Origin of the sequence: Aureimonas pseudogalii (assembly GCF_014196835.1) — a bacterium.
Taxonomy (GTDB): Bacteria; Pseudomonadota; Alphaproteobacteria; order Rhizobiales; family Rhizobiaceae; genus Aureimonas; species Aureimonas pseudogalii.
Map to the genome: position 1 here is coordinate 225,881 of NZ_JACIEK010000007.1, position 14,609 is coordinate 240,489.

At 64.1% G+C, this 14,609-nt stretch carries 14 protein-coding genes and 1 pseudogene; 13 read left to right on the plus strand and 2 right to left on the minus strand.

Annotated elements, in window-relative coordinates:
• Positions 1-36 precede the first annotated feature (36 nt).
• Positions 37-846: a GntR family transcriptional regulator gene (locus GGR04_RS14395; protein ID WP_183200612.1), complete on the plus strand. Its 810-nt coding sequence runs from the start codon at positions 37-39 to the stop codon at positions 844-846.
• A 94-nt stretch (positions 847-940) separates the two neighbouring features.
• The gene (locus GGR04_RS14400) at positions 941-2,053 is read left to right on the plus strand and encodes a mandelate racemase/muconate lactonizing enzyme family protein (protein WP_183200613.1); all 1,113 of its coding nucleotides are present in this window, start codon (positions 941-943) and stop codon (positions 2,051-2,053) included.
• Positions 2,054-2,308: 255 nt separating this feature from the next.
• On the opposite strand, the gene GGR04_RS14405 is transcribed toward GGR04_RS14400, so the two are convergent.
• The gene (locus tag GGR04_RS14405) at positions 2,309-3,313 is read right to left on the minus strand and encodes a LacI family DNA-binding transcriptional regulator (protein WP_183200614.1); all 1,005 of its coding nucleotides are present in this window, start codon (positions 3,311-3,313) and stop codon (positions 2,309-2,311) included.
• Positions 3,314-3,500: 187 nt separating this feature from the next.
• Between GGR04_RS14405 and GGR04_RS14410 the strand changes: the two are divergent.
• The 10 genes and pseudogenes from GGR04_RS14410 to GGR04_RS14455 all read left to right on the plus strand — a co-directional run bounded on the left by GGR04_RS14410 (position 3,501) and on the right by GGR04_RS14455 (position 12,922).
• Positions 3,501-4,445, plus strand: a pseudogene (locus GGR04_RS14410) (sugar ABC transporter substrate-binding protein).
• A 38-nt stretch (positions 4,446-4,483) separates the two neighbouring features.
• Positions 4,484-6,016: a sugar ABC transporter ATP-binding protein gene (locus tag GGR04_RS14415; RefSeq protein ID WP_246393160.1), complete on the plus strand. Its 1,533-nt coding sequence runs from the start codon at positions 4,484-4,486 to the stop codon at positions 6,014-6,016.
• Positions 6,013-7,008: an ABC transporter permease gene (locus GGR04_RS14420; protein ID WP_183200616.1), complete on the plus strand. Its 996-nt coding sequence runs from the start codon at positions 6,013-6,015 to the stop codon at positions 7,006-7,008. Before GGR04_RS14415 ends, GGR04_RS14420 begins: the two co-directional genes overlap by 4 nt.
• A gap of 5 nt (positions 7,009-7,013) precedes the next feature.
• Complete coding sequence (locus GGR04_RS14425) at positions 7,014-7,856, plus strand: N-acyl homoserine lactonase family protein (protein WP_183200617.1); 843 nt, start codon at positions 7,014-7,016, stop codon at positions 7,854-7,856.
• A 261-nt stretch (positions 7,857-8,117) separates the two neighbouring features.
• Positions 8,118-8,969 carry a helix-turn-helix transcriptional regulator gene (locus GGR04_RS14430; RefSeq protein WP_183200618.1) on the plus strand — a complete coding sequence of 284 codons (852 nt, stop codon included), beginning with the start codon at positions 8,118-8,120 and terminating at the stop codon, positions 8,967-8,969.
• Positions 8,970-9,060: 91 nt separating this feature from the next.
• Positions 9,061-9,750: a YbhB/YbcL family Raf kinase inhibitor-like protein gene (locus tag GGR04_RS14435; protein WP_183200619.1), complete on the plus strand. Its 690-nt coding sequence runs from the start codon at positions 9,061-9,063 to the stop codon at positions 9,748-9,750.
• A gap of 17 nt (positions 9,751-9,767) precedes the next feature.
• Positions 9,768-10,511: a class I SAM-dependent methyltransferase gene (locus GGR04_RS14440; protein WP_246393161.1), complete on the plus strand. Its 744-nt coding sequence runs from the start codon at positions 9,768-9,770 to the stop codon at positions 10,509-10,511.
• Positions 10,512-10,709: 198 nt separating this feature from the next.
• Positions 10,710-11,522: an AraC family transcriptional regulator gene (locus tag GGR04_RS14445; protein WP_183200621.1), complete on the plus strand. Its 813-nt coding sequence runs from the start codon at positions 10,710-10,712 to the stop codon at positions 11,520-11,522.
• A gap of 96 nt (positions 11,523-11,618) precedes the next feature.
• Positions 11,619-12,314 carry a B3/B4 domain-containing protein gene (locus GGR04_RS14450; protein ID WP_183200622.1) on the plus strand — a complete coding sequence of 232 codons (696 nt, stop codon included), beginning with the start codon at positions 11,619-11,621 and terminating at the stop codon, positions 12,312-12,314.
• Positions 12,311-12,922 (plus strand): LysE family translocator, encoded by a 612-nt coding sequence (locus GGR04_RS14455; RefSeq protein ID WP_183200623.1) that lies wholly within the window; start codon positions 12,311-12,313, stop codon positions 12,920-12,922. The genes GGR04_RS14450 and GGR04_RS14455 overlap by 4 nt, the downstream gene beginning before the upstream one ends.
• 147 nt (positions 12,923-13,069) lie before the next feature.
• Here GGR04_RS14455 and GGR04_RS14460 read toward each other — a convergent pair whose 3' ends face one another.
• The gene (locus GGR04_RS14460; RefSeq protein ID WP_183200624.1) at positions 13,070-13,702 is read right to left on the minus strand and encodes a LysE family translocator; all 633 of its coding nucleotides are present in this window, start codon (positions 13,700-13,702) and stop codon (positions 13,070-13,072) included.
• Positions 13,703-13,927: 225 nt separating this feature from the next.
• Here GGR04_RS14460 and GGR04_RS14465 point away from each other — a divergent pair.
• Positions 13,928-14,609: transposase (locus GGR04_RS14465; RefSeq protein ID WP_183200625.1), on the plus strand; the 682-nt coding region annotated here is incomplete at its 3' end.

Consider the following 14,609-nt stretch of genomic DNA (forward strand, 5'->3'; position numbering starts at 1 on the left):
GGCCGTTCGCAGGGACGCTGCCCGGAGGGGATGAAAATGGCCGGATCCAATGCCGAGGACAAGAAGCGCAAGCCGGCGACCGGCCGCCGCGCGACGCGGCCGCGCGCACTCGGCGTAGCGGCTCCAGAAGCAATCGTGCAACTCGAGGACGACCCGCAGCGCTGGAAGGCGGCCCGCCCCCGCACGCTCGTTGACCACGCGGTCGACTCGATCCTCTCGGCCGCCTCGCGCGGACTGATCCTGCCCGGCGACCGGTTAAGCGAGCCGGACCTCGCGGCCCATCTCGGCATGAGCCGGGTACCAATCCGCGAGGCGCTGCGCATTCTCGAAAGCCAGAGCATCGTCACCAGCGAGCCTTATAAGGGCATCCGCCTGATGGAGGTCTCGAAGCAGCGGCTGGAACACATCATCGACGTGCGTGTAGCGATCGAGACTCTGGCCGCGTGCCGGGCGATCGAAGCCGGCCGCAACGGTCCTACCCAAATCCGCCAGCTGGACGCCGCGATCGAAGAACTGGTGCTGATGGCTCAACGCAACGACACCTACCACTTCGCCGCCGCCGACACCGCCTTTCACCGGATCCTCTGCGGCTTCGCTTTGAACCCGGTGCTCGACACGCTGTGGGAATCTATCTCCCGCCAGCTCACCGTGCTGTTCGGCCTGTCGACCATCGGCAAGCCGATGAAGACCATTATCCATGAGCACAGGGCGCTCGCCGCCGTCTTTATCTCCGGCGACATCGCGATGATGCGGAAGGAGTTGGAAGACCACATCCGCGTGCAGTCCCTCGACGTGAACTACGAAGAGATCATCGCCGAACGCCGCCGGGAGCGGGGCGACCCGTAATAGGCTGGCCTCTTTCCAGCAAACTATCGTATACGTTAATACAATGTTGGCGGCGATTCGACGGCGTCCGACGCAGCACAGGACCTGACATTCTATGAGAATTACCCAAGTCGAAGCTTTCTACCTCAGGCTTCCCGTTATCGAGCAGCGCACCGACAGTTCGCAGGATGCTCTGATCATCAAGATCACCACCGATGCCGGCATCGTCGGCTGGGGCGAAGTCGACGGCTGCCCGTCGGTGGTCAAGGCGATCATCGACGCGCCCTATTCCCACACCATGGTCACCGGCCTGAAGTCGCTGCTGATCGGCGAGAACCCGCTCGACACCGCCAGGCTCTGGGCGAAGATGTACCGCGCGACGATCTTCTATGGCCGCGGCGGCGCCGTGCTGCAGGCGATGGCTGGCATCGACATCGCGCTCTGGGACATCAAGGGCAAGGCACTTGGCAAGTCGATCGTCGACCTGCTCGGCGGCGCGATCCGCGACAGGATGCGGGTGTACTCCTCCAACATGTTCCAGTTCGAGGTCTCCGACACCGTCGACCGCGCCAAGCACGCTGTCGACACCGGCCATACCGGCGTGAAGTTCGGCTGGGAGCCATTCGGCAAGAACGAGGCGATGGACCTGCGCTATGTCGAGGCGATCCGCACCGCGATCGGCGACGACGTCGACTTCATGCTCGACGTCGGCCTTGCGTGGGATGCTAAGACGACGGTCCGCCGCGCCCAGCTATTCGAGCCCTACAAGCTGTTCTGGATCGAGGAGCCGCTGCATTCCGACGACTATGCCGGCTACGGCAAAGTCAGCGCCGCATGCAGTCAGTACATCGCGGCCGGCGAGCAGGAATGCTCGGTGGTCGGCTTCGAGCGGCTCATCGACGAGGGCGGCATCGACGTGGTGCAGATCGACCTGACCCGCACTGGCTTCACCCAGGCGATCCAGATCGCCGCCTATGCCAAGTCGCGCGGCCGTAAGGTCTGCAACCACAACTTCACCACCGACATCAACACCGCCGCCTCGCTGCACTTCCTCTGCGCGATCGAGAATGCCCTAGTAATGGAATATTGTGTCGAGCCCGGCGAGATCAGCCGCAACCTCGCGCGCAACCCGGTGCGGATCGCGGACGGCTACGCGCATCTCCCGACCGAGCCCGGCCTCGGCGTAGAGCCGCGCATGGACATCATCGAGAAGTTCTTAATGATGTAACGGCCTTTGCTATGTCAGCTGCCGCCCGTAATGCGAGTACTGACACTTCAATATCAGGTCACCGACCTTTTGGGCAATAGCTTTATGCGTCCGCGCTATCGAGAGGTCAGCGGATGACACTGAACGACCATCATGGGCGCGCAGCAGAAAGAATCGCCCAACGCCTTTCGGCCGAAAGCCGACCGGCAGCTTTACATACGAGACGAAAGACAGCTGCCTTTAAGATTTGATGTCGAGGCAAGTTTTTTGGCGCAGTTAGACTGGCCCACAGCTGTCTCCAAGTATGAGGGCGGGCTGGAAGACGACATTTCGAGGGGCAGTGGTCGCGCCGCGCTCGATGCGATCGACCAGCAGCCGCAGCGCTTCGTTCGTCATGTCCGAGATCGGATGTTCCGTTCGCGTCAAACGTGGGCGCAGCCCGCCGATGCCCGGAATGGTATCGGTGGATGCGATGGATACGTCGTGGGGACACGACAGTTCGAGGTCGGCAAGCGCTCGCATGACGCCCAGCGCCATGACGCCGTTGGCGACATAGATCGCAGTAGGGCGATCCGCGCTCGTCAGCAGTTCTCGTGCGACGGAATAGGCAACGTCCTCGCGGAACGCGCCACTGCGGATATGCCCACGTTCGGGCTCCAAGCCTCGTGCCGCCATTCCCTCCAACAGCCCATCAAGACGTCCCTGCCCAGTCGTCAGATGAAGCGGACCGGTAATCGTGGCGATGCGACGATGACCGAGATCTAAGAGATAGTTCGCGACCTGCCGAGCCGCCGCGACATTATCAATGGTGACGGTGTCGCAACGATCGTCAGAGACGCGACGACCGAACAGGACGGTCGGGATCCGACCTCCTTCCCCCTCGCGACCGTCAAGGCGAAGGCTCGCGTCGATTGGAACGAGCATCAGTCCATCGCATGAGAGGGCGCGAACCCGCGCCAAGATTCGGCGTTCGTTCTCTGGCTTCTCGTCGCTGTTGAAGAGAACCAGCGAGTAGCCCCAATCGGCCACCGCAGCCTCGGCGGCGCAGACGATGCGGGCGTAGAACGGATTGGTGAGGTCGGAAACGGCCAGTGCGATTAACTGGCTGCGACCGCGCTTCAGATTGCGCGCGGCGGACATCGGCGCGTAGTCGAGGTCGCCTATAGCGGCCAGCACGCGTGCCCGCAGCGAAGGGCTAACATAGGCGGTGTCATTGACGACCGCCGACACGGTGGCCGTGGAAACCCCGGCCGCTTTTGCGACGTCGCGGATTGTGGTCAAACGAGCCCTGCAGCTAACCGTTTCGGCGAAGCTTCACGCGTATCTTGATATCGGTATCCGATGCAAGGTGGCATGTGAACGTTTGAGACGCTTGCAATCCACCCGCCATTCGGGACAGATTGGCAAAACGGTTCGCTCGTGTTCGCCGGGAGGGTGACAGGAGCCGAAGCAACCGTGGGAGGATCCAATGAACGCTTCAACGATCGCCATTGTCGTCGCCGGCCTTGCCGCGACGCTCGCCCCCGCCGCTGCCCAGGACAAGCCGCTCCTGGGGATCGTCTCGATCTCAGCCACGGAAGCCAACAACGTGCGCTACATCGCCGGCGCGACGGCGGCAGCCGAGAAGGCCGGCTGGACCGTATCCGTCATCGACGCCGCCGGCAGCGCCGATCAGGCCAACTCCGCGATCCAGAACTTTGCCAGTCGCGGCGCCGGCGCGATCATCGACATGGTCTTTCCCTTTTCGTCCATCGGCGCGGGTCTTGCCGCCGCCAAAGATGCGGGAATCCCCGTGGTCACCTGGGGCGGAGGCATCGGCTCCTCCGTCGCCGCGACCAACGGATCGGGCGCGCCGATCGCCCAGCCCGTCATCGAGAAGATGCTTGCCGACTTGGGAGGCCAGGGCAGCCTGCTCGCCCTGACCTATCGCACCGGCGAGGTTTGCCGGAACCGAGAGGTCCTTCTCGACGACATGCTGAAGTCTCATCCCGGTATCACCGTGACCAAGAACGAAGTGCGCATTCCCGGCTACTTCGAAGATGGCGCCCAATATGCGAACGCCTGGCTCGCCTCCCATCCGGCCGGAGACGGCAACCTCGCCATCTAGGGCTGCTGGGACGATCCGGCGATCGGTGCCATCGGCGCGCTGCGCCAGCAGGGCCGTGACGACGTGAAGGTCTATGGCGTGAACGGCAACGCCCAGGCGATAGAGAACATCCAGAACGGCCATATGACGGCGACCGCTTGGGAAGACAGCTACATTGAGGGTGAGCGCATGGTGGAGATGCTGGACGAGATCAAGAAGGCGGGAACCGACTGGACGCCGAAGGCCGCCGAGGTTCCGGCCGTTCTCGTGACCCGGGACACGGTCGCCGACTTTGTGAAGCAGCATCCCGAAGCCGCCGGCAAGTGATGCTGCAGGCGGCGCCCCGCTTGGCTGGAAACATGCCCATGCCGGTTGGCGCGCCCTTCCTCATCGCCGAGGACGTCGCCAAGTCCTATGGCGGCGTTCAGGCGCTCAAGGGCGTTTCGCTGTCCGTACGGCCGGGCGAAGTGCACGGACTGGTCGGGGCGAATGGTGCGGGCAAGTCCACGTTGATCCGCATCCTGGCAGGGCTGACGCAACCCGACCGAGGCATGATCGCGGTCGATGGTGAACCCGGCACGATCGCAACGCCGCAGCGGGCTGCCGATCTCGGCATGAACTTCATTCACCAGGAACTGGCCTTCGTGCCTGGCATGACGGTTCTCCAGAACATCATGCTCGGACTGCCCAAGCGACAGCGCTTCGGTGTCGTGGACTGGCGGTCGATCGCTCGCGAGGTCGAGCCCGTGGTGCGGCGCGTCGGCTTGGCGGCCCCGCTCTTCTCCAGTGTCAAAGGCTTGTCGGTCGCCGAGAAGTGGCTGATCAACATCTGTCGCGCGCTGGTGCGAAGGGCTCGGCTCATCGTCATGGACGAGCCGACCGCGTCCCTGTCGGCAACCGAGGCCGAGACGCTGCTGCGCATCGTCGAGGACCTGTCGCGCTCGGGCGTCGCGGTACTCTACGTCTCGCACCGTCTTGACGAGATCCTGCGCCTTTGCCACCGCGTCACCGCGTTTCGCGACGGGCGGTCTGTCGCGACGCTCGAGGGCGTCGGCCTGACGAGGCCGGCGCTGATCGAGGCGATCGTGGGCGGCGCCATCGAACATGTCGAGAAGCCCGTGGGCGACAGCCGCCGCAACGAGGTGGTTCTGGCCGTCTCGGGGCTGACGCGACGCCCGCGCGTTCTCGATGTCGGCTTCGAACTTCATCGCGGCGAGGTGCTCGGCATCGGCGGTCTCGTCGGCGCCGGGCGAACCGAACTCGTGCGCCTCGTCTATGGCGCCGATCGCGCGGACAGCGGCACGATGCGCCTCGATGGCCGCCTTTTCGCGCCCCGCCGCCCCACGGACGCCGTGAAGGCGGGGTTCGGCCTCGTGCCGGAGGAGAGGCGCAGCGAGGGCCTTGTGCTCACCAAGAGCGTCGCCTTCAATCTGCACCTGTCCAGCCTGTCCCGGATCGTTTCGGGCAACCTGCTGCCGCTCATCAGCACCGCCCGTCAGCGCAAACTGTCGAACGACATGATCCGAGACCTCGCGATCAAGACGCCGGACATGCATACGCCCGTCGGTCGCCTGAGCGGCGGCAACCAGCAGAAGGTCGTCATAGGCCGCTGGCTGCTGCGGACGCCCAAGATCCTGATCCTCGACGAACCGACGCGCGGCGTCGATATCGGCGCCCGCGGCGAGATCCACCGTCTCATTCGTGAACTGGCTGAGCGAGGCATGGCGGTTCTCGTCGTGTCCTCCGAACCGGATGAGCTGCCGGACCTCTGCGACCGGGTCCTGGTTATGGCGGAGGGACGCATCGCGCGCGAGCTGACGGGTTCCGCCCTGACCCGCAACGCCATCATCGAGGCGAGCTACGCCGAAGGGCGCAACGCCGGAGACCTGCTCCCATGACCGACGCGATCACCTCGAACCGGCGCCTCTCCCCACGCGCCAAGTCCGCGCTTGGCCTCTTTGCGCGCTACGCGACGATCATCGGTCTGCTCGCCATGATCGCCGCGTTCGCCGTCCTGTCGCCGCGCGCCTTCCCGACGCTCAACAACTTCACAAACGTCCTGAACCAGGCATCGTTGACCATGATCATCGCGGCTGGGCTCACGCTGGCGGTGGTGGTCGGCGAACTCGACCTGTCGGTCGGATTCGCCGCGAGCCTACACGGCATCCTCGTGACCGGCCTCATCGTCTCCAACGGGCTGCCGATCCCGCTCGCGATCCTGATCGTACTGTGCGCGGGCGCCCTGATCGGTCTCGTCAACGGGCTGATCGTCACCAAGATCAAAGTCAACTCGGTGATCGCGACGCTCGGCGTCGGCACGATCCTGACCGGTCTCGCCTTCGCCTATTCTGCTGGCGTGCCCATCGTCTCGGGCGTGCCGGAGGCGTTCCTCCAACTGTCGCTGGGACGTTGGCTCTTCGGCATTCCCAACAACATCGTCATCATGGCGCTCGTGGTCGGAGGCCTGTGGGTGCTGGTCGAACGAAGCGCCCTCGGCCAGGAGATCCAGGCGGTGGGCGGCAATCCGGCCGCCGCGCGGCTGGCCGGTATCGACGTCGACCGCATCAAGATCCTTGGCTTCGTGATCTCGGGCGTCTGCGCCGCGCTCACGGGCATTCTCCTCGCTTCGCGTCTGGGCAGCGGCACGGCAAGCGCAGCCGACAGCTACCTCCTGACCGCCTTTGCCGCCGTGTTCCTTGGCTCCGCCACGCTGCGAGACGGCGAGTTCCACATCTTCGGCACACTGATCGGCGCGCTGATTATCGCCTTCGGCTTTAACGGGCTGAACATCTTCGGCGCGCCCACCTTCTCGCAATATGTCCTGCAGGGCGCCATTCTCATCCTCGCCGTCGGGCTTTCGAGCCTCGGCCGCTCGATCGCGGAAAGCTGAGTTCCATGTCCGACACCGATCAGCCGAACTGGGACGTTCATGTCATCGAGTTCGCCCGCTCCAAGGACCAACTCGTCGCTGGCCTCGTCCATGGGGCATACGACGAGGGTACGGTCGACGTGCCTTTCTCCTTCGTGCTTGCTCGAAGCCTAGATTATGTAGTGCTGGTCGACACTGGCTTCATGAAGGAGGGTTCCGGCGCGACGATGAGCGAGAAGTTCGGCGTGCCTTTCTGGGTGTCGCCGCTGCGGATGCTGGCGGCGCTTGGAGTCGCGCCCGCGGACGTAACGGACATCGTGCTCAGCCATGCCCACTTCGACCACATGGGCTCGATCCACGAGTTTCCGAAGGCGCGCCTCCATATCCAGAAGACGGAACTCCTCTCTTGGATCGAGGCGCTCGCACTGCCCCGCCAGTTCGGCTACCTGACGGAGATCATCAACCCGGACGACCTGCGCAACGCCTTCGATGCTTCGCTCGAACATCGCCTCAACTTGGTGGAGGGCGATGTCGACGACCTTCTGCCCGGCCTGCATCTGCGGCTCGGCGCCGGTCATACGGTCGGCCAGCAGTTCGTGATCATCCAGACGGCGCGCGGGCGTCTCGTGATCTCCGGCGATTGCGTCTACTCCAAGCGCAACATCTGCGGCCACAACCACGACGGCGTCTACGTACCGCTTGCCAATGCCACAGGCAGCGTCTGGGACCAGCTCAAGACCTTCGATCGCATCAACCGCGAGATCTCCGGCGACTTCGGTCGCCTCGTCATCCTGCACGACATGCAGCGTTGGCCAAACCTCCCGGTCATCGAGGAGATCGAAGGGTTCCGCATTGTGAAGGCATCTTGAATGGAACTGCCGTCTCAGCGCTGTACGAAGGCGTTCGCATAAAGGCCGAAAACGGCCTGTCAGCTCTCGGGGTAATCAAGCGAAAAGCTGCCATTCCGCTCTCGACCCTTCAAAGGCGTTCAGTCCTGAGATTGGCATGCTCCGACAGCGGACATTCACGTGCGCTTGGCGTAAAGTTGCCGTCAGCAAACGGGCCGGGTCGTTCCACTCATGAGCGCCGAAACAAGTTCCCTGGGTGAAGCCTGGAAGCGGCTTTTACCGTTGGCGCGTCTCGACACGCGCTCGTTCGGGCGTGAGGACGACATCCCGGCGGTCTCCGCCTTCGTCGCCCGCCACCGAGAACACTTCCAGGCGATGACGCTGCCCAGCGCCGGGCTCGTCGTGCTGCTCGAAGGCACGAAGGAGGTCCGCGTCGGCATCGAGCAGACGACCTATCGTCCCGGGGAGGCTTTCGTTGCCAGCGGGGGCGTCACGATGGATGTCACCAACCTGACCGACCCGACATCCGGCCACTACCGCGCCCTCTTCGTCCGCCTGCCGCGCCCCCTGATCGTGGAGGGCGCCCGGCGATGGCCCCAGTTCGTCGGTCGATCGCCGTTCGGGCCGAGGTCCCTACCAGTGGACTCGGTCCTCGTCGACGCGCTCCTTCACGCGTTCGGGAGAGACGATCAGGCGGTCCGCAATCCCATCTCGCCGCATCTCGCCCAGCATCGTTTCCTCGAACTCGTTCTGGTGCTCGCCGAACGGGGCGCCCTCGTTCTGGTCCCGAAGTACGCCGAGCAGTCGATCGTCGACGCCCTGCGCCAACTCCTCCGCCACCGCCTTCACCACCCCTGGACCGTGGCCGAGGTCGCCCGGCAGTTCGACTGCTCGGCGGCGACTCTGCGACGCCGGTTGCTGGCCGAAGGCGAAAGCTTCGCAAGTCTCCTCCTCGCCGAGCGCATGGCGGCGGCGCGCATCCTTTTGGCCGAGCGTGGCGCCGAAGTCGCCGATACGCTGGCGGCGACGGGCTTCGCGTCGCGCTCGCACTTCGCGTCGCACTACCGCCGCCTGTACGGCGAAGCGCCGTCGAGCGCTCGCCATCGCCGCAGGGGTCCATCCGTATCATCTTGATCGCTTTCGGCGCATTGTCGATCGTTTCAGGCCGGCTGATGAGGGCTCGGGCAGATAGCTCTTCCGTGTACAACCGATACGGAGCCATCCCATGCGCTGCCCAGCCATTGCGTCCGCCTTTGCACTCGTCGCCCCCTTCTCAATCGTCACGTCGGCTTCGGCGGCGGATCTGACCGTTTCACTCGGCGAGACGGCGTCGCACGCGATCCTCCCGGACCGCCATGCCTTCTGTCCGCCCGCCGGCACGAACCCTGCCGACATCAGCCCCGCCGTCGCGTGGTCCGCAGGACCAACGGGAACGCGGTCCTATGCTTTGCGCATGCAGGACCCCGACGTGCCTGCGGCACTCGACCAGATCGAGAAGCCTGGCGTCGTCATCGCGAAGGATGCGCCGCGGATCAGCGTCGACCATTGGGTCCTGGCGGACATCCCGGCCGACAGGCGATCGCTCCAGGAGGGCGAGGACAGCAGCGGCTTCGCCAAGGGCGGCAAGCCGACGGGACCGACCAGCCATGGCGTGCGTGGGGCGAACGTCTATGCCGGCTTCCTCCCCTCCAAACCGGACATGGCGGGTTCCTATGGTGGCTACGACGGTCCTTGCCCACCGCGCAACGACCAGCGACCGCACCGCTATGTCGTCGAGATCTTCGCGCTCGACATCGAGCGTCTCGTGTTGCCCGAAGGGTTCACGGGCAATGCCATGGTCGATGCCATGAAGGGGCACGTTCTCGCACGAGGCGCCGCCTCCGCCACCTACAGCCGATGGGAGGGCACGAAGTGAACCGTAGCCAACACGACTTGGCCGACGACCAGTTCGGCCCGCAAGCCGATACCTATGTCGCCAGCCCGGTGCATGCGAGCGGCGCCGACCTCGAACGGCTGGGCGCGCTGGCCGCTGCGAGCCGTCCGGTCAGAGCGCTAGATTTGGGAACTGGCGGCGGGCATGTCGCCTATGCCCTGTCACCCCATGCCGGAGCGGTGGTCGCCTGCGACCTGTCCCTCGACATGGTTGCGGCAGTCGAGCGGGAGGCAGCGCGCCGGAGCCTTGCGAATGTGACGGGAACGGTCGCGCCCGCCGAACGACTGCCCTTTGCCGACGGCGAGTTCGACCTCGTCGCCAGCCGCTTCTCGGCTCATCACTGGGCGGACATGGCCTGCGGCCTACGCGAAACGCGGCGCGTACTCAGTGCCGGTGGAGCGGCCGTGTTCATCGACGTCGTCGCGCCCTCGGTTGCCGTCCTGGACACCCATCTGCAAGCGGTGGAACTCCTGCGCGCCCCCTCCCACGTCCGTGACTACCGTGTGTCTGAATGGATCGCGACACTGGAGGGGGCCGGCTTCCGGATCGACGAGGTTCGGACTTGGCGCCTGCGCATGGAGTTCGCATCGTGGACGGCGCGCATTGCCACATCGCCCGCATCCACCGCAGCGATCCGGTCGCTACAGACCAAGGCCGCGACGGCGACGGCGACCTACTTCGCGATCGAGCCGGACGGCTCGTTCGCGTTGGATGTCGCTTGGTTCGGGGCAACCGCCCTCTAGCCGCAGGGAGGTCCGCTTCCCTCTCATCTCCATAGGAAGCGGACCGTCGACTCTTCACCCCGTTCAGTCTCAGGCGGGAGGGGAAGCAGACGCCCGGAAGCGGTCGGACGGATATCGACCCCTTACGGACCTTGCTGCTCGAATCAAGCAATCCCGATAGCGGACATTGGCCGCGTCGAGTGTGATAGGTTCGGCTTCATGCCGAAGGACCTGCGAACCATCATTCGTCCTGTTCCGTGCGCCACGCGGGGCATCGAGCCCATGTTCGCTCGGACGACACTGACGTTCGCCCGGCATTTCCACGACCAGTTTGGGATCGGCGTCGTCCTGTCTGGCGCCCACCGCTCCGCAAGCGGTCGGGGACCGGTGGAGGCCGTTCGAGGAGACGTCATCACGGTCAATCCCGGCGAGGTTCGCGACGGAGCACCAATCGGCGGCAAGGTCCGCTCTTGGGCCATGCTCTACCTTGATCCGGATCGCATCAGTAAGATTGCTCTCGATCTCAACGAAGGACGCAGCGCGGACCTCGAACTCGCATACCCCGTCCGAACCGATCCGGTTGCCGCCTCGCTGTTCCGCAAGATGTTTCGATCGCTGTTGTGGGAACCAGATCCGGAGGCGACGGCCGAGACGCTGATCCTTCTTGCGGACCGGCTTGCGGTTCGCGGAGCGGGAACCGACAAGGGAAACGGCGCGCCGCTCGGCCTTCGGCGTGCCCAGCAGGCTATCGATGACGATCCGACTGCTCGGCATAGCCTTGAGGATCTGGCATCCGTTGCCAGTATCGGGCGGTTCCGTCTGATACGGGGCTTCGCCGCTCAAACGGGGATGACGCCCCACGCCTATACCGTGCAGCGTCGACTTCAGCTTGCCCGCCGGCTCCTTCGCTGTGGGCAGTCCATCGCGCTGGCCTCGGCCAAGGCAGGATTTGCTGACCAAAGCCATATGACGCGACTGTTCTCGCGGACCTACGGGATGACGCCAGGGACTTACGTCCGAGCGCGGTACTGAGACCGGCAGCTTCCGGAAACAGGCGCAATTTCGTTCAAGACCGAACCGGCTGGTCGTCTCACATCTCCCGGACCGATCCCTTCCGGACCCGCCCGAATGCTTCTACCGCTCGCTCATTCCGAAGCCGTCCGCGCAGCCTTTCCGGCGCTTGCGTGTGGCATTGTTCAAGTCGTCGGCATCTCGGCCGCGCCGGATGCCTCCGTGGCGACACGCCCCTATCTCGATCTTGCCTTCAGGAGTCTGTCGCGCCAAAGCGAAAGCGACTTCCCGGAGGGTCAAGACTTCCCGGAGGGTCAAGCTTGGCGTCGCGCGTTCTCCGCCATGGGGATCAAGCCAACGCAGTACCGCTGCGCATCAGAGGCCTTTTTGCGGCGCCTTCGAAAAGACGGCACCCTGCCGCCCGTCCATCCACTCGTCGACCTCTGCAACGCCGTCTCGGTGGCCTTCGCAATTCCGATCGCGGTGTTCGACATCGAGAGGGCCAAGGGCGAGTTGACCGTTCGCCCCGCGCGAGGCAACGAGCCCTACGTCATCTTCTCCGGCACGATCGAGACGCTCGAGCCGGGAGAGATCCTTTTCGCCGATGTTTCCAAGCAGGTCCACGCACGCCGGTGGACCAACTGCCAAAGCGCGGCCTCGGCCGTTGGGCCTGCGACGACAGACACCCTCCTCGTCGCGGAGGCTCGGCATTCCAATGCCCAAGCCGATATGGGGCACCTGATCTCCAACCTCTGTGAAGCGGTTCGTTCCGTCTGGCCGAAGGCGTCGGTTGAGGATCGGGGCGCGGCATGAACTGGGAGTTCCTCCTGACGACGTTCGTCGTGGTCGTTTCTCCCGGCACCGGTGCGATCTATACGCTCGCGGCAGGTCTGTCCGGTGGCTCGAGGCCGAGCATCGTCGCGGCCTTCGGCTGCACCCTTGGGATCGTCCCGCACATGATCGCCGCCATCAGCGGCGTGGCAGCCCTGTTCCACGCAAGCGACATGGCCTTCCAGGCTCTCAAGTTCGCAGGCGTCGTCTACCTTCTCTTCATGGCATGGTCGATGCTGCGAGCCGAGGGAGCGTTGGGCCTAGAGCATGATGGAACCGTGCCGAGTTCGCGGGAGGTGATCGAGAAAGCCATACTCATCAACCTCCTGAACCCCAAGCTCTCGATCTTTTTCCTCGCCTTCCTGCCCCAGTTCGTCGGGGCCGATGAGCCGGCACCGATCGCCCGAATGCTTCTCCTCAGTCTGGTGTTCATGGCGGTGACGTTCGTGGTGTTCGCCGCCTACGGCATCTTCGCATCGACGTTGCGCCGATATGTTCTCACCAACCTGAGAGTTCAGCGCTGGATGCAACGTAGCTTCGCGGTAGCGTTTAGCCTCCTGGCGCTTCAGCTTGCTTTGACCAGTCGGTAATGGCGGCTTTCCTGATCTTCGGCCAGATAGCCGACCGTAAGCTTTCCACCCGACTTTGCAGTTTTCGGACCCTCAAAACCGGCCTTTTCGCTGAAACACTTTACAGGCGAAGTGTTTCATAAGCGTGCTTGGCAGGGCGTTGGTGGCTCAGGTCTTCTGTAGCGCAAGATGGGTGCCAAGGCCGACTAGAATGGCCCCGCCCGCCCGCTGAACCCAGCGCTGGACACAGCTGGAGCGCTTAAGCCTAGACATGACGAAGCCCGCCAGGACCACACACACGATGTCGGAAAACGAGAACAAGAGGTTTACGACGACGCCGAGCATAGCCAACTGAACCCACACCGGAAAAGCAGCCGCCGGATCAATGAACTGCGGGAGGAACGCCATGAAGAAGATGGCTGTCTTGGGGTTCAGCACCTCGACCGTCACGCTCTCGGCGAAGGCGCGACGCCCGGATTTTGGTGCGATTCCGGAGAGATCCGCAACACTGGCATCGTTGGAACGGAACAGGGAAATACCCAACCAAATCAAATAGGCAGCACCCGCAAGCTTCACAGCCATGTAGAGCAGTGGTACGGCATGGAAGAGGACGGAGAGCCCCGCAGCGGCAGCTGCGATGTGGACATAGCATCCAAGATGCATCCCTAGCACCGCCATCAAACCCGACCGTCGTCCACCAGCCATCGTTCGAGCCGCCGCGTAGAGCATGCCTGGTCCTGGGATGAACGAGAAGAGTGCCGTCATGACGAAGAACGCGAGAAGGATTTCGAGCGAGGGCATCGTTCCGGCTCCAGTATCGGTCCCGAACGGCGAAGGCGGGAGTGCCCCACCGTCGCATGAGGGAGACCGTCACGATAGAGCCATCCATTCTAGCTGTGACGCCGAGCCGACGCACCCTCGTGAAACAGAATTACAATTTCGGTTGCAGGTCGGCTGCTGTCGACCGAGGCTGTGTCAAAACCCTGATTTGAGCTAGACTTGTGATCTCACCTGGGGGAGGTCGGCATGGGTCGGTTCATCGAAGGGGAAGATCGGCTCCAGTCCTGGCTTCTTCCTGCTTCGCTGGACGATTACGTGGCCGAGGACAACCCGGTGCGTATCGTCGAGGCTTTCATCAACGAACTCGACCTGGGCACTCTGGGCTTCGCCCGGTCGGAGCCTGCTTCGACAGGGCGTCCGGCCTACGATCCGGCGACGCTGCTGAAGCTCTACCTTTACGGCTATCTGAACCGCGTCCCGTCCAGCCGCCGACTGGAGCGCGAGGCGCAGCGCAACGTCGAGGTCATGTGGCTGGTGGGCCGTCTAGCGCCCGACCATAAGACGATCGCCCTGTTCCGGCGCGACAACGGGCTTGCGATCCAGGCGACATGCCGGCAGTTCGTCATGCTGTGCCGCCAACTCGGGCTTTTTGTTGGAGCGGTGGCGGCCGTGGACGGTTCGAAGTTCAAGGCGGTGAACAACCGCGATCGCAACTTCACCGTGGTCAAGGTCGCCAAGCGGATCGAGCAGGTCGATGCCAGCATCGCCCGCTATCTTGCGGCCCTCGACCGGGCGGACAAGGAACCGAACGATATTCCCGAAGCCAGGGTCCAGCGCATCGGCGAGAAGATCGCGGGGCTGCGCCGTCAGATGGCGTTCCTTCGCCAGATGCAGCTTGAAGTTGGAGCATCGGAAGGGGGACAGATCT